The organism is Haladaptatus salinisoli (assembly GCF_020614375.1).
In the GTDB taxonomy this organism is placed as follows: Archaea; Halobacteriota; Halobacteria; order Halobacteriales; family Haladaptataceae; genus Haladaptatus; species Haladaptatus salinisoli.
This window is the reverse complement of the sequence record NZ_CP085330.1, coordinates 178331-196994: the sequence shown is the minus strand read 5'-3', so window position 1 is coordinate 196994 and position 18664 is coordinate 178331. Positions and strand designations below refer to the sequence as shown.

General features: G+C 62.3%; 17 protein-coding genes. 4 read left to right on the top strand and 13 right to left on the bottom strand.

Going from position 1 to position 18664, the window contains the following annotated elements:
- Positions 1-561: 561 nt before the first annotated feature.
- The 6 genes from LIX00_RS21475 to LIX00_RS21450 all read right to left on the bottom strand — a co-directional run bounded on the left by LIX00_RS21475 (position 562) and on the right by LIX00_RS21450 (position 8044).
- Entirely contained in the window at positions 562-762 is a 201-nt protein-coding gene (locus LIX00_RS21475) for a hypothetical protein (RefSeq protein ID WP_227357082.1), read from the bottom strand.
- A 152-nt stretch (positions 763-914) separates the two neighbouring features.
- Positions 915-1553, bottom strand: coding sequence for a helix-turn-helix domain-containing protein (locus tag LIX00_RS21470; RefSeq protein ID WP_227357081.1), 639 nt, complete (start codon positions 1551-1553; stop codon positions 915-917).
- Positions 1554-1707: 154 nt separating this feature from the next.
- Positions 1708-2853: a S8 family peptidase gene (locus tag LIX00_RS21465; protein WP_227357080.1), complete on the bottom strand. Its 1146-nt coding sequence runs from the start codon at positions 2851-2853 to the stop codon at positions 1708-1710.
- Positions 2854-3652: 799 nt separating this feature from the next.
- Entirely contained in the window at positions 3653-4939 is a 1287-nt protein-coding gene (locus LIX00_RS21460; RefSeq protein ID WP_227357079.1) for an aryl-sulfate sulfotransferase, read from the bottom strand.
- Between the two features lie 105 nt (positions 4940-5044).
- Positions 5045-6397: a chromate efflux transporter gene (gene chrA / locus LIX00_RS21455; protein ID WP_227357078.1), complete on the bottom strand. Its 1353-nt coding sequence runs from the start codon at positions 6395-6397 to the stop codon at positions 5045-5047.
- A 327-nt stretch (positions 6398-6724) separates the two neighbouring features.
- Positions 6725-8044 (bottom strand): MFS transporter, encoded by a 1320-nt coding sequence (locus tag LIX00_RS21450; RefSeq protein WP_227357077.1) that lies wholly within the window; start codon positions 8042-8044, stop codon positions 6725-6727.
- 500 nt (positions 8045-8544) lie between these two features.
- On the opposite strand from LIX00_RS21450, the gene LIX00_RS21445 reads away from it, so the two are divergent.
- Positions 8545-9297, top strand: a complete 753-nt coding sequence (locus LIX00_RS21445) for an HFX_2341 family transcriptional regulator domain-containing protein (protein WP_227357076.1) — start codon at positions 8545-8547, stop codon at positions 9295-9297.
- Positions 9298-9486: 189 nt separating this feature from the next.
- On the opposite strand, the gene LIX00_RS21440 is transcribed toward LIX00_RS21445, so the two are convergent.
- On the bottom strand, positions 9487-9867 hold the full coding sequence (locus LIX00_RS21440; RefSeq protein ID WP_227357075.1) for a response regulator: 381 nt from the start codon (positions 9865-9867) through the stop codon (positions 9487-9489).
- Positions 9864-11345, bottom strand: a complete 1482-nt coding sequence (locus LIX00_RS21435; protein WP_227357074.1) for an ATPase domain-containing protein — start codon at positions 11343-11345, stop codon at positions 9864-9866. Before LIX00_RS21435 ends, LIX00_RS21440 begins: the two co-directional genes overlap by 4 nt.
- A gap of 149 nt (positions 11346-11494) precedes the next feature.
- On the opposite strand from LIX00_RS21435, the gene LIX00_RS21430 reads away from it, so the two are divergent.
- On the top strand, positions 11495-12163 hold the full coding sequence (locus tag LIX00_RS21430; RefSeq protein WP_227357073.1) for a cyclase family protein: 669 nt from the start codon (positions 11495-11497) through the stop codon (positions 12161-12163).
- A gap of 24 nt (positions 12164-12187) precedes the next feature.
- Positions 12188-12373, top strand: coding sequence for a hypothetical protein (locus LIX00_RS21425; protein WP_227357072.1), 186 nt, complete (start codon positions 12188-12190; stop codon positions 12371-12373).
- 33 nt (positions 12374-12406) lie between these two features.
- Here LIX00_RS21425 and LIX00_RS21420 read toward each other — a convergent pair whose 3' ends face one another.
- Genes LIX00_RS21420 through LIX00_RS21400 form a run of 5 tightly spaced genes read right to left on the bottom strand, consistent with a single transcriptional unit; the run spans position 12407 to position 17481 of the window.
- Positions 12407-13153 (bottom strand): ribonuclease H-like domain-containing protein, encoded by a 747-nt coding sequence (locus LIX00_RS21420; RefSeq protein ID WP_227357071.1) that lies wholly within the window; start codon positions 13151-13153, stop codon positions 12407-12409.
- Positions 13154-13192: 39 nt separating this feature from the next.
- A complete protein-coding gene (locus LIX00_RS21415) occupies positions 13193-14347 on the bottom strand; it encodes a hypothetical protein (RefSeq protein ID WP_227357070.1) in 1155 nt (384 codons plus the stop codon).
- Positions 14344-15654: an MFS transporter gene (locus tag LIX00_RS21410; RefSeq protein ID WP_227357069.1), complete on the bottom strand. Its 1311-nt coding sequence runs from the start codon at positions 15652-15654 to the stop codon at positions 14344-14346. Before LIX00_RS21410 ends, LIX00_RS21415 begins: the two co-directional genes overlap by 4 nt.
- Positions 15651-16019 (bottom strand): response regulator, encoded by a 369-nt coding sequence (locus LIX00_RS21405; RefSeq protein WP_227357068.1) that lies wholly within the window; start codon positions 16017-16019, stop codon positions 15651-15653. The genes LIX00_RS21410 and LIX00_RS21405 overlap by 4 nt, the downstream gene beginning before the upstream one ends.
- Positions 16012-17481, bottom strand: a complete 1470-nt coding sequence (locus LIX00_RS21400; protein WP_227357067.1) for an ATPase domain-containing protein — start codon at positions 17479-17481, stop codon at positions 16012-16014. The genes LIX00_RS21405 and LIX00_RS21400 overlap by 8 nt, the downstream gene beginning before the upstream one ends.
- A gap of 316 nt (positions 17482-17797) precedes the next feature.
- Between LIX00_RS21400 and LIX00_RS21395 the strand changes: the two genes are divergently transcribed.
- A complete protein-coding gene (locus LIX00_RS21395) occupies positions 17798-18646 on the top strand; it encodes a Rieske (2Fe-2S) protein (protein WP_227357066.1) in 849 nt (282 codons plus the stop codon).
- Positions 18647-18664 lie beyond the last annotated feature (18 nt).

The window sequence follows — 18664 nt, the reverse complement described above, 5'->3', positions numbered from 1 at the left end:
AAGAACGACGCCGATCGGCTAAGGCACGCGAGAAATCGGGGGAAAGGTGGGGAAGTGAGTGACATGTGGATGACAGGCAAAACACTCTCCCCACGAGTGTGTGGTGTGTGTGTTCCAGTAGCATGAATCCAGAGGGTTGATCTCACTGCCAGTTACGTCGAACCAACGTGCATCATTACAGCGGCACTCTTGGGTGGTGAAGAAAAATATCGAGTCGGTTTAGAACACACCACTTGCAGCTATCCAGACGGGCAGGAGGAGTCCGACCCAAAATTAGCTGAATCATCAACACCAGACGAAGGTACACTGTTCGTTGGCTTGCTGCCATGGTACAAATAAACATGGTGGCTGTGTTAGTTGTAAAGTTCTGGCCTCTATGGAACACAGACACTACCCCTATACTCGTGATCTACGCCGGTGGATGATGAGCGATTAGAATCAGTGGGCAGAGATCTTCCGTTAGTATTGCATACTAACTAACGTCGTTTCTCTCTATTTCTCTAAGCGTCAGTCCGTCCAGTTCATACCCCACGACGACCATGAATAACTCTCAGGGTCCGCTCATTCTTCCTCAGGTTCTTCGGCTTCGAACGTGATCGCGACCGGCTGGAGTGTCTTGCCCTCGAAGACCTCTATGAGGTCGTCATTAATCTCTTCGATGCGGCCCTCGACTGAAAACGCGATTGTATCACCTTCGGTCGCCACTCCGATCTCGGTGAGTTCCAGCTCCGCGCCATCCTGTAAACTGATCGTATACTTCATCCGTCGCGAAGATCCTCATTCGCCAGTATCCTGAGTTGCGTCTCTAATATCGTCTCCCTCATCATAAGTTCGGTAGTGGTGACAAGGGGGTAAAGGAAAACTGGCTGTGGGCACAGGCAATTTATTACTCCGTCCAGAAAACGAAGCTTGAATTATCGAAAGAGATTTGCGAGCACCTTCTCGAGACCACGCCAGAGGCGTTCCGAAAACGCTTGTTGGCTGATACCAAGCTCGTCGGCCAATGCTCGCATCTGTACCTCCCGTGGAATACTGAAATACCCACGATCGAGTGCCAATACAATCGCCTCGCGCTGTTCGTTCGTCAACTTGAACATCCGCCCACGCAGTGCTTCCTCGGTTAATGTGTACACGCGATCGATATGAACCGGGATCCCGTGGTCGGTACAGTAGTTGTAGAACTGTCCGACGTGGTCGTGATCAAGAAATCGAAGGACGAAGTGCCACGTCTTGGTTCCCGTCGCTTCAAGGATCGTCCCTTCGGTTTCAACGATGCCGGCCAAGAGGTCTTCGTACTCACCCGTCCACTCGACTTTGTAGAGAGCGTGGCTGCCCAGAGTGTCGAGCAGCACGAGATTTTTGACGTGCTTGCTCTCGGTGGCACTTACATCCAATCCCTTTTCATCCGGATCACTTACCCAGAAAAATGGGATAAGGGTATCTCCGGCGGGGATAATCTTCTCAAGTTCAATGTGGACATCGCCAGCACCAGCCAAGGCCCGTCCCAATGCCAGATCCTCCTTGTCGATGGTGAACTCTACAATGATACTCATGATCACAACTCACTGTTCAGAAAGGTAGCTGTTAGGGCAGAAAAAGCAATCAGCAACTGTGGAATGAGAACTACACACACACAGACTGCGCACAGATTAATTCGGAGGTGCCGGGGTAGTTTCACTGCCGCTTACGGCGAAAATGGATAGGAGCTTAGGTGCTATCGCTGGAGTCAAAGCCAAGTGCGGCGGCCACGTCCAAGAGACCTGCGCCACTCTCATTCGCGGAAAGACCGATGTCTTCGGCAGTACTTATCAACTGTTGTCGGGCCTCGTCGTTGGTGTAGCCGTTTGCCATGAGCTGCCCAGCGGCGCCGGAGACGTGTGGACACGCCATTGAGGTCCCCGAAAGTGTTGCATATGTCCCTCCGATATACGTCGAATAAATGTCACTTCCTGGGGCAGCGATCTCGACTTCTGAACCCTGACTGGAGAACGACGAGAGGCCGTCATTTTTGTTTGTTGAACTAACGGCCATTACTGATGAGTTTGCAGCCGGATAGCCAACGCAGTCAGTACACGGCCCGGAGTTACCTGCTGCCGCAACGAGTAAAACACCCTTGTTCTGTGCATATTGGCACGCATCTTTGAGCGTCTGGGAACTAGAATCAGAACCGAGGCTCAGACTGCCGACGTCCCACCCTTGGTCAGCCGTGTATTCGATCCCTGCAGCGACATCAGAAGTCGAGCCAGCTCCAGCGGCGGTGAGCACTTTGACTGCGTGGAGTGTCGCCTCTGTGGAGACGCCGACGACTCCTTGACTATTGTTTACTGCATCTACGATCCCTGCACAGTGCGTACCGTGCCCATTATCATCTTGCCACGCTGGATACCCGCCTGTCGTCACGAAAGATTGGCCTGTACCAAGATTCGCTCGTAGGTCAGGGTGAGTGCTATCAATACCAGTATCAATGATGGCAATGTCGGCGCCGCTGCCCGTTTCCCCGTTAGAATGAGCGACTTCTGCGTCAACTCTATCGATTCCCCATGGGAGGGTCTGTGCGAGTGCCTTGACTGTTCCATTCTCCTCAACATAGCGGAGGTCACCACGTTGTTGGAGTCCTGTTATTGCTTGTTTTGGTGCACGAATTGTGAGCGCGTCAAACTTAAACTCACGAACAACGTCGCTGGCTGCGTTCTGTGCAGCTTGCCGGCCCGCCTGTGACTTGTAGCCGATATTCACTTCGACAGTCTCGTCTGGCTTTGCTGTGGCAAACCCTCCGATGCTGACTGCACCGAGGGAGCCGCCTGCTACTTTGAGTATGTTCCGCCTCGAAACGCCATTAACTTTCCTGAACATCCAGCTATTAGGATAAGCTACTAGATTAAGAAGTTATTTCATCAACCGCTGGTATTAAAGTGTATAATATTGTTTTTGCTAATGATTTTTCGGATGTCAATCTACTGCTTAAGAACCACAGCTACGTTATCAATTCCCCTGGTGTTACCACATCTTCAGTTTCCGCATCTCGGTCTCGGTGATGGATGGCCGTATTCTCATTCTCAAGAAGGGGAGATCGATTCCAGATACATCGAGGGGGAAGTCGCGCTCTCTCAACGATGAGTGCTTACAGCTCCTAGAGTGGCTCCACAGTACATCGCCGAGAACGCCCCGTCGCGTGGAACGAACTCTCACTCTGATCCTGAATCTGCAACGGAGAACCGGCTCACACTGGCGATAGTCGGTTGTATGCTTCTCAGAGGGCAGCGACCTGGTGGTTTCACTTCCGCTTATGGAACTAAGCGGAAGTGTATCGAGAAAACGGGGGTACGTCGAAATCATCGCTCTGAAGACTCGGGCCGTCCGATTTCGATTATATAAACTTCTTTTCGCTATATCAAATTGCGTTCTTCCGAGGAGAGCGATACGACGGACGCCGTGCCCTCGTCCTTCGAACAGGTCGGTTTTCTCGAATCGCGCAGCGTTAGCCGCTGACAACTGCGACGTTCTCCGCGAACCTCGGCGTCCGCGAAATCGAATCGGGAGAGTCCACATTCAGCGGTTCGACGGGCGCGCGAATTCGGAATCTTCGCCCCGCTATCACGACAGTGAAGCGGTTGTTCCATCGTCTACTCGCCGATAGCGTAACGAACGGAAACTAGTCCCGATACCGTTTGAGGGCCGATAGGCCGTAAATCGACAGGTCGACTACCATCGCGAGGAGCACGAGAGCGCCCGCAACGAGCGTGAGTAACTCCGGCAATTTCACCCACGTCGGGAAGACGTAAGACGCCCACCCTTCGATTTGTCGCACCGTTCCGACGACGCTACCGGCGTTCGCCGTGCGATTTTCGAGTTGCCAACCGGGAACGGTCTCTCCGCCCTCCTCGGGAACGCTCAACCGGTCGGCAGCGTACGGCAAATCCACGCCGCTGTACTCCCAGACGATGTCTCCGTTTTCGTCGATTTCTAAGACGCGATTGTGGAGCGAGTCCGTGATGAGCGTGTTCCCGTTCGGCAGGCGGTCGGCATCCCGTGGCCACAGGAGGATATCGTCGCCGCCGTACTCCCAGACGCGCTCGCCGCTCGCGACGTCGTACTCGACGATTCGATGGTTCTCGCTGTCCGCGATGAGTACCGTCCCCCACTCTTCGAGTCGTTGGGGATTGTGCTGTTCGTAGAGGAAACTGTGGTTCCCCGGTTCGCCGATGACGTCGACGATTTTGTTCGTTTTCGGGTTCACCTCGATGACGACGTCGAAGTTCCGAACCGAAATCTGGAAATTCCCGTTCTCCAGTCGGTCGATGTCGTTCATGTGTGTCCAGTCTTTCTCACCGCCCGGATTCGGATCACCGCCGTATCGTTGGTAGAACGTCGTCCCGTTTTCGAGATGGTTCTCGGCGTGCCATTCCCACGTAATCTCGCCCTTCCGATCGACCGTGAACGCTCGGTCGTTCCCCATGTCGATGATCGCAGTTTCGCCGTTTTCGAGGCGGTCAACGTCGTGTACTTCGTGATGGGTGATGTACTCGTCGTACCACGTGTACTTCCAGACGACGCTTTTCGTCTCGTAATCGAGTTCGAGCACCCGGCTTTTGATACACTGATCCGAATTGACTTCGAGTTGTTCCGCGGGGCAGTTTTTCGGGGCGAGTTTGGTCGTCACCGCCACGAGAATGTTGCCGTTTTCGAGCTGTTCGGCGTCGAACACCCGCGAGTTCGGCGGGTCGTACTCCCACGCCACGTTTCCGTTCGGGGTGACTTCGACGAGACATCCGTCGAATTTGTAATCTTGGACGCTGATGAGCGTGTTTCCGGGGTACGCCCCCGTATCCGTTCTGCTCGTTCGAGCCGAGGTGTCCGCCGTGTACGCTTGTACTCCGAACGCGGCCGCGAGAAGGAGGAGTATCGCGCCGAGAGAGAGGAGCCGAGTTCGTCGATTCATGTTCGATACTACCGTACCTTACAGGTAGCGTTGTTGGTTTCAATTCGTGTTTTTGAAGCAGGATTGGAAATCTCGTAACCGGTTTTGAAACGGTACGTCCACCGTTCACGCGACCAAGTATCCGACGAGGATACCGAGTCCGCCGCCGCCGAGGATGAGGTAGACGGCGCTCACTCCGCGGACGAACAGAACGAACGTGACGACGGCGAGCAGCGCGGTGACGGCATCGACGATGCCCGCCCGCGCGAGCGTCACGGTCGCACCGAGAATTGCGCCGACGACCGCCGCGTTCACGCCGACCAGCGCCGTTCGAACGACCCGGTTTTCGCGAACTCGTGCGAAGTACGGGAAGAATCCCACGATGAACACGAACGACGGGCCGAACGCACCGACGGTCGCGACGAACGCCCCGAGAACGGCGATCGGAACGCTCCCGTACGTGTCGAGCATGAGTTCGTAGCCGATGAACGCCGTCGTCATCACGACGGGACCGGGCGACAGCTGCCCGATCGCGATCCCGTCGACGAACACCTTGCCGCTCATCCATCCGAACTCCCCCACGACGTACTTCTCGATGAACGGGATGAGCACCAACCCGCCACCGTAGATGAACGAACCGGTGTACACCATGAAGAGGAACAGCTTGATCCACGGGTTCGCCCACAGTGCGAGGAAAAGTCCGGCGAGCGGACTTCGTTCGAGCGCGCGCCCCGCCGACCGCCCGAGCCACGCCGAAATTCGATTCCAGAGCAGGGAGACGACCGCGAGAACGACCCCGACCGCGCCGGCGACCGACACGGTTCGTCGGTGCGACCGAATCCAATCGGGACGATAGATGCCGACCGCGATAACGCCCGCGACGACGAATTCGATCACCGGATTCGGGTTGAGCGCGATCGTCGCGACGAGCGCCCCGACGAGTATCGCGAGGAGTTTGTAGTCGACGACCCACTCGTCGCTCCCGATGAAAAACTCGATATCGTCGTCGGCTTCTTTCAGCGCACTGCGGGCCATCGAGTACGACGCGCCGACGATGAGTCCGATGACGACCGGATTGATGCCGTAGAAGAACGCTTCGAGCGACGGGAGCGTTCGGTAGGCGAAGTAGAGGTACGAGAAGCCGACGACGATGACGAACGTCGGAAGCATGAAACAGAACCCGGCGACGAGCGCGCCGGCGATACCGGCGTACACCCACCCCATGAAGATTCCGAGTTGCGTGGACGCCGGGCCGGGGAGCATGTTACAAATCGCCAAGCCCTCCATGAAAATGCCCTCGTCCGTCCACCCTTTGCTCCCCTCGCCGACGAGTTCGTCTTCCATCATGGCGATGTGTACGAGCGGCCCGCCGAAGCCGACGATACCGATTTTAAGGAAGAAGAGGGCGATTTCCACCAGTCTGTCCGGCGTTGCGTGCCCCCGATACCGGCGAGTCGCTTCGCGTTTCGTCTCGCTCATTCGTGCTCGTTCCTAGTAACCCCGGTCCGGTACGACGCTGGTTGCGCGCCGATTGCCACCCCGTCACGTCCATACTCGCGCATCGAAATAAATAGCGTTTCGGACCGGTGTAGGATGTTCCGCTATTTCGAACAGTTACCCTTGTCCGCCGGGGGCGATATCGGTGGAACTGGAGCACGGCATGCCGCAAGAATGCGACGTTGGCGACGGAGGATCGGCGCTGGCTCACCGGGGAAAAACCTACGACGGAGAACTCTCGTTCCCGCGGAGCCGAAAGGTCGGTTCCGGCGCGGCCCGGAGGGTCGACGTTTTGGCCGTACCGTGCGCCTACCCTCCGTCGGATTCTTCCGATTCCGGCGGCGAATCGAGACCGATATCGAACTCCTCCGGATCGATGTCGTTCATCGCCGGAAGGCGACGTAAACGCGGCCGTACCGCGTAGACGAGGCTCGCGAATCCGAGCGTCGACCCGGCTATCGCCATCGTGCTCGGAGTTCCGATCACGCTTCCCGCCACGCCGCCGAGCAGGGCACCGACGGGCAACGTGAGCGTCGATGCGCTGGCGGTGACGGAAGCGACGCGACCGAGCAGGCGGTTCGGCGTGACCGTCTGCTCCAGCGTGTTCCCCATCACGTTCGACACGCCGGCCGGAACCCAAGCGAGGGCGAACAGGCCGACGGCGAGGGGTGGCCACGGTGCGTACACCGCCCCGAGCCACAGGAGGCAACCGCCGGCGGAGCCGACGATTTTCACGTGACCGAGTTTCACGGTCTCCAGTTTCGGTGCGACGGCCGCGCCCAGTACCCTTCCGACGCCGAGCGCGCCGAGCATCGCTCCGAAGAGGGCCGGTCCCGCCCGGAGGTCCGCGAAACTCGGCAGGACCGCGAGCGTCATCCCGGTACCGAAGTTCACGACCATCGTCGCGAGCGTCATTTCGACGAACACCGACCCGCGCAAGCACCGGACTCCGTCGGCCATGTCGGCGAGATACTCCGACACGTCGATTTCGTCGGCTCCTTCGACCGGGCTCTCCGTCGGCGGAAGCCGGACGCCGACGAACGAGAGCGCCGCTACGACGAACGTGACCGAATCGAGCACGAAGAGCGATGCCGCGCCGACGAGGGCGATGAGCATCCCGCCGAGCGCCTCGAAGAGCATATCCAATCCGTGGAGCGTGAACGAGAACGCCGAGTTGGCGCGCGTCAGTTGGTCGTCGGAGACGATTCGGGGGAGCGCGGCGCTCTGTGCCGGATAGACGAACTGATTCAGCAGCGCGAGGAGCGGAATCGTCACCAGGAGGAGTTCGACCGTCAGGTTCCCCGTGTGCGCGGCGACGGGGAGCGAGAGAACGGCGAGGGCTTGGACGAGTTGTATCGACACGAGCGCGCGAACGATGGGCCACCGGTCGACGAGCGGCCCGGAGAGGAACTGCAACACCAGCGGGAGGAGGAGCAACGACTCGGCGATGCCGGTGTACACCGTCGAACCGGTGAGTTCGTACACGAACCACATCGCCGCGACGGCGTAGAGGCTATCCCCGGCGTTCGTCACCAACCGCCCGAACAGGAGTCGCAGGAAATTCCGATTTCTTCGGAGCGACGGGCGACTCTCGTCCGTCGCCTGCGCCGGCGCTACGCGGTCACTCATCTCCGCGACCTCGACGAACGTCGGTTGCGCGCTCGTCCCGTCGGTGAAGGCGACCGGACCGCCCGCTCCGTCGAACGCGGCAGGCGGGTGATCGAACGCGATAGCTGCTGGCTGTACGTCGACGGGAGTCGGTTCGAGTCGTGAACCGGTCCCGTCTTCGGCTTCGTTCCGACCGCTCGGTGGCCGGGAACTCGGTGAGTGTCGGCATGTGCGTGTGTGTTCTACGAAGAAGTTGCGACTACGGAACACGTAGTGAGGCGACCCGGGTGCTGCTGCTAGCCGACCTCTCACGCAGCGTGGCGCTTGTGGGGATCAAAAACCGCCCGGAGTACGAGCCAGCGGGTCATGAGCCTCTACTCTCTATTCGTCAAACTATCAGCACCTTAGGTCTTCCGATCCGACCGGCGAGCGACCGGGTCGCTGACCGCGGTATCGTGACGAAACGCCTCGCGCCGGCGGAACCCGCCGGCTTTTAGCGGACGGACGCGAACGGCCGCACGATGCGCTCCATCGACGAGGTCCACATCGCGCCGTTGGGGTTCGAGTACGACCGGATACTCGGCCCCGTCCGGGAGCACGGCGTCGACGTGCTCTACCTCCTCGAACACGACGAATCGCCGGCGGAACGACCCAACTATCACGACGAACTGAAGGCGGCGCTCGACGACGAAGGCGTCGACGTGCGGACGCGAACCGTCGATCTGCTCGACATCTACGCCGTCCTCGGCGTCGTCACCACGCTCGTCTCCGAACACGAAGACGACATCGTGCGCGTGAACGTCGCCAGCGGGTCGAAGCTCTCCGCGGTCGGCGCGGCCATCGCTTGCATGGCGACGGACGCGACCGCCTACTACGTCCATCCCGAGGGGTACACGTACGAGGACCGCGACGAACGCCAGAGCTACGGCTACGTCGGCGAGGAGGTGCTCCCGACCTACCCCATCGAGTCGCCGACGCGCGACCAAGTGGCCGCGATGGACTACCTCGACGAGGCTGATACGGACGTGTACACGCCGAAGAAGAAGGACATCATCGAGTTCGCCGAGGAATCGGGGTTGGCGTTCATCGCGGACAGCAACCCCGCGAACGACAAGGCGAAGTTCGCCCTGCTCAACGCGAACATCGTCGACCCGCTGACCGAGGACGGATACGTCGAAGTCCGGAAGGTGGGTCGACAGAAACAGGTGACGCTGACCGAGACGGGGAGGGACGTGCTCCGGGCGTTCCGACACAAACTCCGACGGTCTGAATAGTACGGTTAGTTTCTATACTATCGATAGTTTTCGGGTAGTACTGAATTACCCCGTCGGAGAATCACTAATCGATGACGACGTAGCGAACACCGTCCCGTCCCCCGCACCGCTTCGGCCCTCTCCGCGCCGCCCCCCTCGGACGGTCGCCTACTCGTCATCGGTCCCCCCGCCGAACGAAACCGAGGTCGTTTATCGGTTCATCCGGATGTACTCCATCAGTCCCCGTATCGTCGCCTGCAGGTCCGCCTTCTCGATCGGTTTCTCGAGGAGCGTCTGCGCGCCCCGACTGATGGCTTTCTGACGCATGTGAGGAGAAATCTGCGCGGCGAGAACGAGCATGGAGATGTCGCGGTCGTTGAGTTGCTTGCACCGCTTCCAGATATCCTCGGTGAACCCGTCCACGTCGAGGACGGCGATGGTGACGTCGTCCCGCCGTTCGAGGAGGCGGTCGAACTCCGTGATGGAGGTCGCTATCTCCACGTCGTAACCGCCGTCTTTGAGGAGGTCGGCGAGCAGTTCGAGGTTGCGCTCCTGTTTTCCCAGCGCGAAGATGAGAGCCGCGTCGCTCATCGAGCGTCTCCCGGCCGCGTCGCAGGTTGTTCCGATGCCTGCTCGGGTGAACCGGTGAGGACGCCGCTGAGCTCGTTCAACGGTTCGTCGACCATGATACCGTGCTCCGTGATGCGGAACTCCCGGAGCGTGCGCTCGAAGTCGCTCGTGCGCTTTTTCAGGACGCCGATGGCCTTCCGCATCTCGCCCGTCGTTTCGAGGTGGCGGAGGAAGACGATGTTGTCGGCGAGGTAGCTGATGCCGGCCTCGGTCGCCTGGAACTCGCCGGTGACGGTGTCGATTTCGTCGACGAGGATGACGGTGACGCCCGCGTTCTTCAGGTAGCGACAGAGCGTGTGGAGTTTGCTGATCAGCATGCGCTCGTCGTCGTCCCGGAGCGAGAGTTTGTAGCCGTCGATACCGTCTATCATGACGATACTGGTGTCGTTCGCTTCGACCTCCTGCCGAACCGTATCGGCGAACTCGGTCGCGGAGCGGTCGAGCGATTCGACTTCCTCGACCGTGAGCGAATCCTGCTCTTGCATCCGGCTGACGGGGATGTTGATGGCCTCGCTGCGCTCGAAGAACGTCGCGCTCGTCTCCTCGAACATGTAGATGACGGAGCGTTCGCCGCGGCCCGCCGCCTCCTTCATGAACTGCGTGCCGACGGTGGTTTTGCCGACGCCGGTCGGCCCGCTGAGGATGGTGATGGTGCCGCGTTCGATGCCGCCGTGGAGCAGTTCGTCCAACTCCGGAACGCCGGACGAGAGCGGTTCGAGGTCGAACGAGCGCGAAGAGGCGTCCAGAGAGAGTCCGGGAGACACCGAGATACCGCCCGATTCGATTCGCATCGCGTGTACCCCGTCGTTGACCGACGACCCGCGGAACTTCGGGACGGTGATGGTTCGTCCGTAGGAGGCGTGCTCGAGTTCGATGGTGCCGTCGGTGATGTACTGGAGGTCGTCGTCCGACGTTTCGTCGCTGTGCTGCGACGTGAAGAGGATGGTCGCACCCTGTTCTTTCAGATAGTACATCAGCGCGATGACCTGTTTTCGGAACTGGTACTCGTCGGACGTGAGATGGCGGAGTCGCGTCAGCGGATCGATGAAGACGCGGTCGGGGTCGAGCGATTCGACGCGGTCGGTGATCGCCTGCGTCAGCGGTTCCTGCTCGACTTCGCTCGGCGTGAAAATATCGTAGGATTGCTCTTCGGTGAAGACGTCGGAGTCCGGACTCAAATCGAGAAAGTGGACGTCGGAGAGGTCGATGTCGACCGCCGCCGCGTTGGCGCGGACGTCGTCCTCGGATTCCTCCAGATTGACGAACAGCGCCGTCTCGTCCGCGTCGACGGCGGTGAGGTAGTTCATTCCCAAGATGGTCTTCCCGGTTCCCGGGTCGCCGCGGAGAAGATAGCTTCGCTCTGCGATGAACCCACCGTGCACGATCTCGTCCAGTCCCGGCGTTCCCGTGGATATCCTCGTCAGTGAATCATCAGTCATGTGCGACGTTGCCGTATTTGACCACCCTGAGAGTATATTTCTATCGGAGTAGGAAGCCCGACGGCGGATTCGACGGTAATGGTAAAGGGATTTATAAATCGACGCTCGAGCGCCGGGATTTATCGCGCCGACGCGAGTAGGGGGACGGGATGTACCGCGACCTCTCGCACCCGCTGGAGACGACGACGGCGTACCCCGGCGACCCTTCGGTCGAAATCGAACCTCACGCGACCCACGAGACGGACGGGTACCGGGTCTCCCGCCTCCGACTTGGAACCCACAGCGGCACGCACGTCGACGCCCCCCGTCACATCGAACCCGACGGGCGGCCGCTCGATTCGTTCCCCATCGGGACGTTCTCCTTCGACGCCCTGCTGGTGGACTGCCGCGGGAAGGGAGCGCGGGACGCAATCGAGCGCGACGCCCTTCCGGAACCGACCGAGGACGACATGCTCGTCTTCGATACGGGATGGGACGCCCGCTGGGGAACGGACGCTTACTTCGACCACCCGTACCTCGCGAGCGACGCCGCCGCGTGGTGCGCCGACCACGACTACCACGTCGCCGTCGACGCCCCGAGCGTCGACCCCACGCCGACCGAGAACGCCGGCGGCGACGAACCGGAGGGCCTGCCCGCCCACCGCGAACTCCTCGGAGCGGACCGCCTCATCGTGGAGAACCTGACCGGCCTCGCCGGCCTGCCGGAGCGGTTCGCGCTGTACGCGTTCCCGCTGTCGGTCGGCGGCGTCGACGGCGCGCCGGTTCGCGCGGTGGCGGAGTTCCGAGACGGCGATGACGCGACCGAATCGCCGGACTGACGCGCTCGTTTTCGCAGTGAAGGTATGGACGAAACCGCCCTCCGGATTCGACTGAACTTCGTCGTCTTCTTTCTCGCCGTCATCGCGTCGTTGCTCGGAGCCATTGCGGTCGACGCGGCGGGGAGCGACGCCATCTCCGTGGCGTGTCTGTTCTTCGTCGCGTTCTTCGCCCTCGCCACGTTCCTCGAAGGGGAGTGGAATCCCGAGTAATTCTGCCGTCGAAAATTCAGCTGTCGAACCGACTCAGGGCAGGTGACGGGCGAACACGTCCTCGTGGAGCGTGTCGCAGACGTGGTCCAAGATGGTCTCCAGATTCCGCGTGTCGTACTGGTTGTACCGAACGAGGGTATCGAGCGCGCCCTCGTCGCCGGCTTCGTACCGATACCAGAGTCGAACCGCGTCCTCGCCGCTGATGTCCATCCCGCCGCGGCCGATTTCGAGTTCCGATTCGACCGCGCTCAGCCCGCCGGTCAGCCCCAGGCGCTTGCAGGGGTACATGAGATCGACGTGGGGCGTGTCGAACGACAGGTCGAACTCGTATTCGAGGAACGGCTGGTCGAATCGCTTCCCGTTGAACGAGACGAGCAGGTCGGCCCCGTCGAGTTCGCGCCGGAGGGCGTCCCGCGTGAGGTCGTCGCCGCGGACGAGCGTCTTCGTCTCGCCGTCGCGGTGGAGGCTGACCGTGGTGACGACGCTGGAGTGGTGGCTCAGGCCGGTCGTCTCGATGTCGAAAAAGCAGGTGTTCGGGCGGAAGTTCTCGTAGAGTCGCCAGCTCTCGCCGCTCGGAAACTCCGACGCGAAGAAACGCGAGTTGCCGTCGTCCAACTGCTCGCTGGCGGTGGCGATGAACGACTCGATTCGGTCGCCCGTCTTGCTCCCGACGAAGGAGGGGTCGAACTCGTCCCAGTGCGTGACCCCGTTCCGCCACAGTTTTCGTTCCGTCTTCTCGCCCACGCCGCGGACGGGAATGAAACTGTTCTCGATTCGCATTGCCGAAGGATACCGCGAGAGGGTTAAATGCGTTGTCTCTTACGGACGAGATGAATCAACGCGACGAGCGCGGCGAGAAATCCGAAGCCCGGCTGGCCGTCGCTCCTGACGCCCTCCGTCTCGGGCCGCGGGGGTCGACCCCTCGGTCGTCGGCGCGGGTCGGTCGGTCGCGGTCGCGGGTCCGACGCTCGTTTCGGTCGTCTCACGGTCGTCCGTTCCGCCGCCGTCTCCTCCCCGTTCGCCGGTCGAAGCGTTCCCCGCACCCGACGCCGCGGAGTCCGCTCCGCCCCGCTCGACCCCGACGACGACCGTCGAGAGGTCGTAGACGGTCGCGGAGAAGTTCCGCCCCTCCCGCGAAACGGCGAGTCGCCGCCACCCGCCGTCTCGTCGCTGGTAGAGCGCCACGTCGGCGGGCGACGCGCCCGACGGGAGTGCGTCCGCCCCGAGCGAGAATCGAAGCGTCGCGGACGCCACGTCCCCGGTTCGGACGTAGCGCTTCTCGACGCGGAGAGCGGCGAGGGCGCCGCCGGGGAGTCGCTCGGCGGCGTCCGGGCGGAGAGCGTGACCGCGGCGTTGGCGTCGTTCCGGTCGAAGGTGACGCCGAACGCCGAGAACCGGACGCCGCTCGCGCTCGCACCGCCGAGGTCGGCCCACGCCGTCGCGTCCGTTGAGCAGGTCGACGGCCACGCCGTCGTCGCCCGGCGCGACCTGGACGACGGTTCGGCTCCGACCGCCGCCGCCACCTCCGCCAACGTCCGCACCGACTTCGCGTCCCTTGCCGCCCGCACCGCCGAAGTCGAAGACGACGCGCTCGGTTCGGACGTTCCCGGACCTGTCGCGGGCGGTGACGACGAGTTCGGTCGGGACCGCGGGCCACCCCGCCGTGTCGATTTCGTAGAACGAGCGCCGCTCGTCGAGCGTCTCTGAAACGGCGAGAGAACCGCTCTCGCTCCGATTCGTCCGGTAGGAAACATCGGAAATCGCGGTGTCGGAAACGATTGCGCGCAGCGGAGTTCCGGGGCGCACTTGCTCTCGACCGGCCTCGACGGTGAGTTCCGGCGGTTCGACGTCCACCGTCACGGTCGCGGCGTCGAACGCCGACTCGTGGGGGAACGGGCCGGACCCGTTCACGAGCCGAAACGCCACCGAGTGATCGCCGGGCGCGAGACCGGCGACCGCGGGCGAACCCGTCACCGCCGGCGCGCGAGGATGAGGAGGACCGGGACGAGCAGGGTCGCGCCCGCGACGAACGGCGACCAGCGGGCGAGGACGTAGCCGCTCGCCATCACCGGCGGCCCGACCGTTCGCCCGAGACTACCCGCGCCTTGGGTGACGCCGAAGGCGCTCCCCTGCGTCTCGTCGCTCGTTTCCTTCGAGACGAGCGTCGTGAGCGCCACGGAGAGCGTCCCGTTGCCGAACGAGAGCACGGGGAGGACGACGAGCAGCCCGAGCAGTTCGGGGGTGAAGAACGCCGGGACGGGGAGCGAGCGGGGGAGCGCCGAATCGGGGAGCGACGGAACGAGGGTTCGGCCGAGTTCGGGCGCGAACGGGATGGCGGCGAGCGCGAGGGCGAGGCAGACGACGCCCGCGATGGCGAGCCGCGTATCGCCGTAGCGGCGCGCGAGCCTTCCGACCACCACCCCCTGATTCACCGCGCCGAAGACGCCGACGTAGGTCAGCAGGATGGCGGTCTGGCTCTCGGTGTAACCGTAGGCGTCCGCCGCGAACGGGATGAACATGACCTGCACGCCCGAGAACGCCACCGAGAGGACGAAAAAGGAGACGACCAGTCCTCGAAGCCGCGCGTCGCGGAGCGCGGTTTCGAACTGGCCGACGAACGACGTTCTCCGGGTCGGCCCGGTTCGCCGCGCGTTCGGTTCGTCGAGGAAGACGAGGGCGAACGCGAGGTTCAGCAGGCTGAGGGCGGCGGCGGCGAAGCTCGGGAGCGAGAACGCGGTCGCCGGAACCAAGGCCGGGAGGACGCTCCGGGCGGCCGAGACGACCGGTTCGCTGGCGAACAGACCGCCGAGGGCCGGACCGAAGACGAACCCCAGCCCGAACGAAGCGCCGATGAGGCCGAGCGCGCTCGCCCGCTCCTCCGGCGGCGTCACGTCCGCGACGTAGGCCTGCGCGGTGGCGATGTTGCCGCCCATCGCCCCCGCGAGTATCCGGGAGGCGAAGAGGACGAGTATCGACCCGCCGACGCCGAACAGCGTCCACGCTACCGCGCTTCCGGCGATGGAGAGGAGCAACACCGGTCGGCGTCCGCGTTCGTCGGAGAGGCGTCCCAGAATCGGTGCGAAGACGAACTGCGCGAGCGAGTACGACGCCGCGAGCAGCCCGATGTACACGTCGCTGACGCCGAAGCTCCGGACGTAAAACGGGAGGATGGGGATGATGATGCCGAATCCGAGCAGGTCGATGAAGACGACGGCGACCACGGTCGCGAGCGCGCGCCGGGGCGTCTCGAACGCCGCCGTCCCGGCGCGGGGCGTGCTCATCCCTCTCGGAGCATTCCGCGAATCGTCGCTCGGAGGTCCGCCCGCTCGACCGGCTTTTCGAGGATGGCGCGGACGCCCCGACTGATGGCCTCGCGCCGAAGGCGGGCGGGCGTCGCGGCGGTGAGTACGACGGTCGAAACGTCCCGCGTGTCGAGCGATTCGAAGCGTTTCCAGAGGGTTTCGGAGAAGCCTTCGGCGTCGAGGACGGCGATGGCGACGTCGTCGCGTCGCCGGAGGACGGCGTCGAACTCGTCGACCGTCGAGGCGACGTACGTCTCGCAGCCCTCCTCGTCCACCAGCTCGGCGAGTAGCTGAAGGTTCCGCTCGTTCTTGCCCAGCGCGAGGACGAGCGAGCGGTCAGCCATCACTCGGTTCCGCGGCGGGCGTCCACTCCGGAGACCCGGTGAGGACGCCGCGAAGACCGGTGAGCGGTTCGCCGACGGTGATTCCGCGTTCCGTGATGCGGAACTCCCGGAGCGTGCGCTCGAAGTCGCTGGTTCGCATCTTCAGGACGCCGACCGCCTTCCGCATCTCGCCGGCGATTTCGAGGTGGCGGAGGAAGACGATGTTGTCGGCGAGGTAGCTGATGCCGGCCTCGGTCGCTCGAAACTCGCCGGTGACGGTGTCGATTTCGTCGACGAGGATGACGGTGACGCCCGCGTTCTTCAGGTAGCGACAGAGCGTGTGGAGTTTGCGGACCAACGTTTCCTCGTCCTCCCCCCGGACGGACAGTTTGTACCCCTGTAATCCGTCTATCATGACGATGCCGATGTCGTTCTCCTCGACCTCCCGACGCACGTTTCGGGCGAACTCCATCGCGGTGTGGTCGAGGGGTTCGACCTCCGAAACCGACAGCGTCCCCTGTTCGAGCATCTTCTCGACGGGGATATCGATGGCCTCGTTCCGGCGCATGAACGTCTCGGTCGCTTCCTCGAACATGTAGATGGCCGAGCGTTCGCCGCGGCCCGCCGCCTCCTTCATGAACTGGGTGCCGGTGGTCGTCTTGCCGACGCCGGTCGGCCCGCTTATCACCGTGACCGTCCCGCGATCCAGTCCGCCGTGGAGCAGTTCGTCCATCTCGGGGACGCCGGACGGCGTCGGTTCGGCCGCGAACCCGCCCCCTCGTCCGCCCGGTTCGAGTTCCGGGTGTATCTCGATGCCGCCCGCGCCGATTCGCATCGAGTGGCTTCCCTCGCGGATGGACGACCCGCGGAACTTCGGGACGGTGACGGTGCGACCCGCCTCCGCGCGTTCGAGTTCGATGGTGCCGTCGGTCATGTACTGGAGGTCGTCGTCCGGCGAGAGCGCGGTGTTCTCGGAGGTTAGCAGGACGGTCGTTCCGTGCTCTTTTAGGTAGCGCATGAACGCGATGACCTGTTTTCGGAACTGGTACTCGTCGGACGTGAGATGGCGGAGTCGCGTTAACGGATCGATGAAGACGCGGTCGGGGTCGAGCGATTCGACGCGGTCGGTGATCGCCTGCGTCAGCGGTTCCTGCTCGACTTCGCTCGGCGCGAAGACGTCGTAGGACTGTTCTTCGGTGAAGACGTCGGAGTCCGGACTCAAATCCAAGAAGCGAATGTCGGAGAGGTCGATGTCGACCGCCGCCGCGTTGGCGCGGATATCGTCCTCGGATTCCTCCAGATTGACGAACAGCGCCGTCTCGTCCGCGTCGGCGGCGGTGAGGTAGTTCATCCCTAAGATGGTCTTCCCGGTTCCCGGGTCGCCGCGAACGAGGTAACTCCGGCCTGAAATGAGCCCGCCCTGTAGTATCTCGTCCAGTCCGGACACGCCACTCGATATCCTCGCCGGGGGATCGTGGCTCATACTAGTACAATGTCGCCACACTCGGCATATATCTCTATTGGGCGTGAGAGCGGGAATCGCGGACGTGCGAGGTATCGGGGTTGCGTCGAAGTGTAAAAAATCGTGAAGTCGCTCGCCGTCGTTCGTCCGGCGGCAGTCGGTCCGAACAGAAGTCGCGCCCGGTAAACGTCCGATTTCCCGGCGGAGGCGGGAAGTAAGCCGGGCAATCCGCCGAGTGGGCCGACGAATAACAAAGAACGGTGCCTCCCTAGCCGAATCGACGCGCGGACGGTGCGGACGACGCGCCCGCACCTCGTCGCGCGAGGGTGAACGAACAATGTCAGAGGCGGACAAGTATCCGGAGGACACGTCGCGTCGTCGCTTCGTCAAGGGCGTCGTCGGAAGCGCGGCGCTGGCGGGAATCGGCACGGGAACGGCGGCGATGCTGAACACGGCCACCGCACCGTCGGGTGCGGGCGGGGGTATCGTCCAGTACTTCGGCGTCGAGAACGTCGCCGGGCCCGCACCGCGACCGATGCCGCAGATTCCGATCGAGATAGACGACCAGGGCAACCTCCGCGGGGTCTGGCCGAAGGTACAACAGAAAGAGCAGGGCGGTCGAACCGTCACCGTCGCCGAACAGGAGATCGGCGGCGTCACCTACTCCTCGGAGTGGTTCCAGTACTGCGGGGTGCAGACGTATCCCGGCGTCGACCCCGAGGCCGACCAGGACAACTACTTCCGCTACACGACGTCGTCGCAGTACGAGTGGCAGTCGCAGGAAGTTTCGGGCGGGAGCAGGGTGAACGTCTCCGACTTCGACGATTACCAGTCGTGGGGGAACGGTATCGGCAAATCGGGGCTCGGAAAACCCGCGATGGCGACGTGGCGCTCGCAGGACGTCCCGGCCAGCGGGACGATTCCGGTGCAGATAATCAGAAGCGAGCAAGTCAAGCAGATGGCGAACAACAACCAGTGGCTCCAAGCGAGCACCGAGGAGGGCTTCATCGCCATCATGGACAAGTGTACGCACTTCTGTTGCGTCCCGCTGTTCAAAGCCGACCCGACGAGCGCGAAGTTCAACGCCGCGGACGAGATTTACTGTCCGTGCCACCAGTCGGTGTACGACCCCTTCTCCATCGAGCAGGTGTCGTTCGTCGCGCTCCCGCGACCGGAAGACGAGTAGAACCCCGAAGTCGGGTAG

Excerpts from the sequence above, each read along its gene's own strand:
- LIX00_RS21475 (WP_227357082.1), bottom strand. The coding sequence starts at position 762 with ATGAAGTATACGATCAGTTTACAGGATGGCGCGGAGCTGGAACTCACC.
- LIX00_RS21405 (WP_227357068.1), bottom strand. The coding sequence starts at position 16,019 with ATGGCTGACCGCTCGCTCGTCCTCGCGCTGGGCAAGAACGAGCGGAAC.
- LIX00_RS21410 (WP_227357069.1), bottom strand. The coding sequence starts at position 15,654 with ATGAGCACGCCCCGCGCCGGGACGGCGGCGTTCGAGACGCCCCGGCGC.
- chrA (WP_227357078.1), bottom strand. The coding sequence starts at position 6,397 with ATGAGCGAGACGAAACGCGAAGCGACTCGCCGGTATCGGGGGCACGCA.
- LIX00_RS21435 (WP_227357074.1), bottom strand. The coding sequence starts at position 11,345 with ATGACTGATGATTCACTGACGAGGATATCCACGGGAACGCCGGGACTG.
- LIX00_RS21425 (WP_227357072.1), top strand. The coding sequence starts at position 12,188 with ATGGACGAAACCGCCCTCCGGATTCGACTGAACTTCGTCGTCTTCTTT.
- LIX00_RS21420 (WP_227357071.1), bottom strand. The coding sequence starts at position 13,153 with ATGCGAATCGAGAACAGTTTCATTCCCGTCCGCGGCGTGGGCGAGAAG.
- LIX00_RS21430 (WP_227357073.1), top strand. The coding sequence starts at position 11,495 with ATGTACCGCGACCTCTCGCACCCGCTGGAGACGACGACGGCGTACCCC.
- LIX00_RS21440 (WP_227357075.1), bottom strand. The coding sequence starts at position 9,867 with ATGAGCGACGCGGCTCTCATCTTCGCGCTGGGAAAACAGGAGCGCAAC.
- LIX00_RS21395 (WP_227357066.1), top strand. The coding sequence starts at position 17,798 with ATGTCAGAGGCGGACAAGTATCCGGAGGACACGTCGCGTCGTCGCTTC.
- LIX00_RS21460 (WP_227357079.1), bottom strand. The coding sequence starts at position 4,939 with ATGAATCGACGAACTCGGCTCCTCTCTCTCGGCGCGATACTCCTCCTT.
- LIX00_RS21470 (WP_227357081.1), bottom strand. The coding sequence starts at position 1,553 with ATGAGTATCATTGTAGAGTTCACCATCGACAAGGAGGATCTGGCATTG.
- LIX00_RS21450 (WP_227357077.1), bottom strand. The coding sequence starts at position 8,044 with ATGAGTGACCGCGTAGCGCCGGCGCAGGCGACGGACGAGAGTCGCCCG.
- LIX00_RS21400 (WP_227357067.1), bottom strand. The coding sequence starts at position 17,481 with ATGAGCCACGATCCCCCGGCGAGGATATCGAGTGGCGTGTCCGGACTG.
- LIX00_RS21445 (WP_227357076.1), top strand. The coding sequence starts at position 8,545 with ATGCGCTCCATCGACGAGGTCCACATCGCGCCGTTGGGGTTCGAGTAC.
- LIX00_RS21465 (WP_227357080.1), bottom strand. The coding sequence starts at position 2,853 with ATGTTCAGGAAAGTTAATGGCGTTTCGAGGCGGAACATACTCAAAGTA.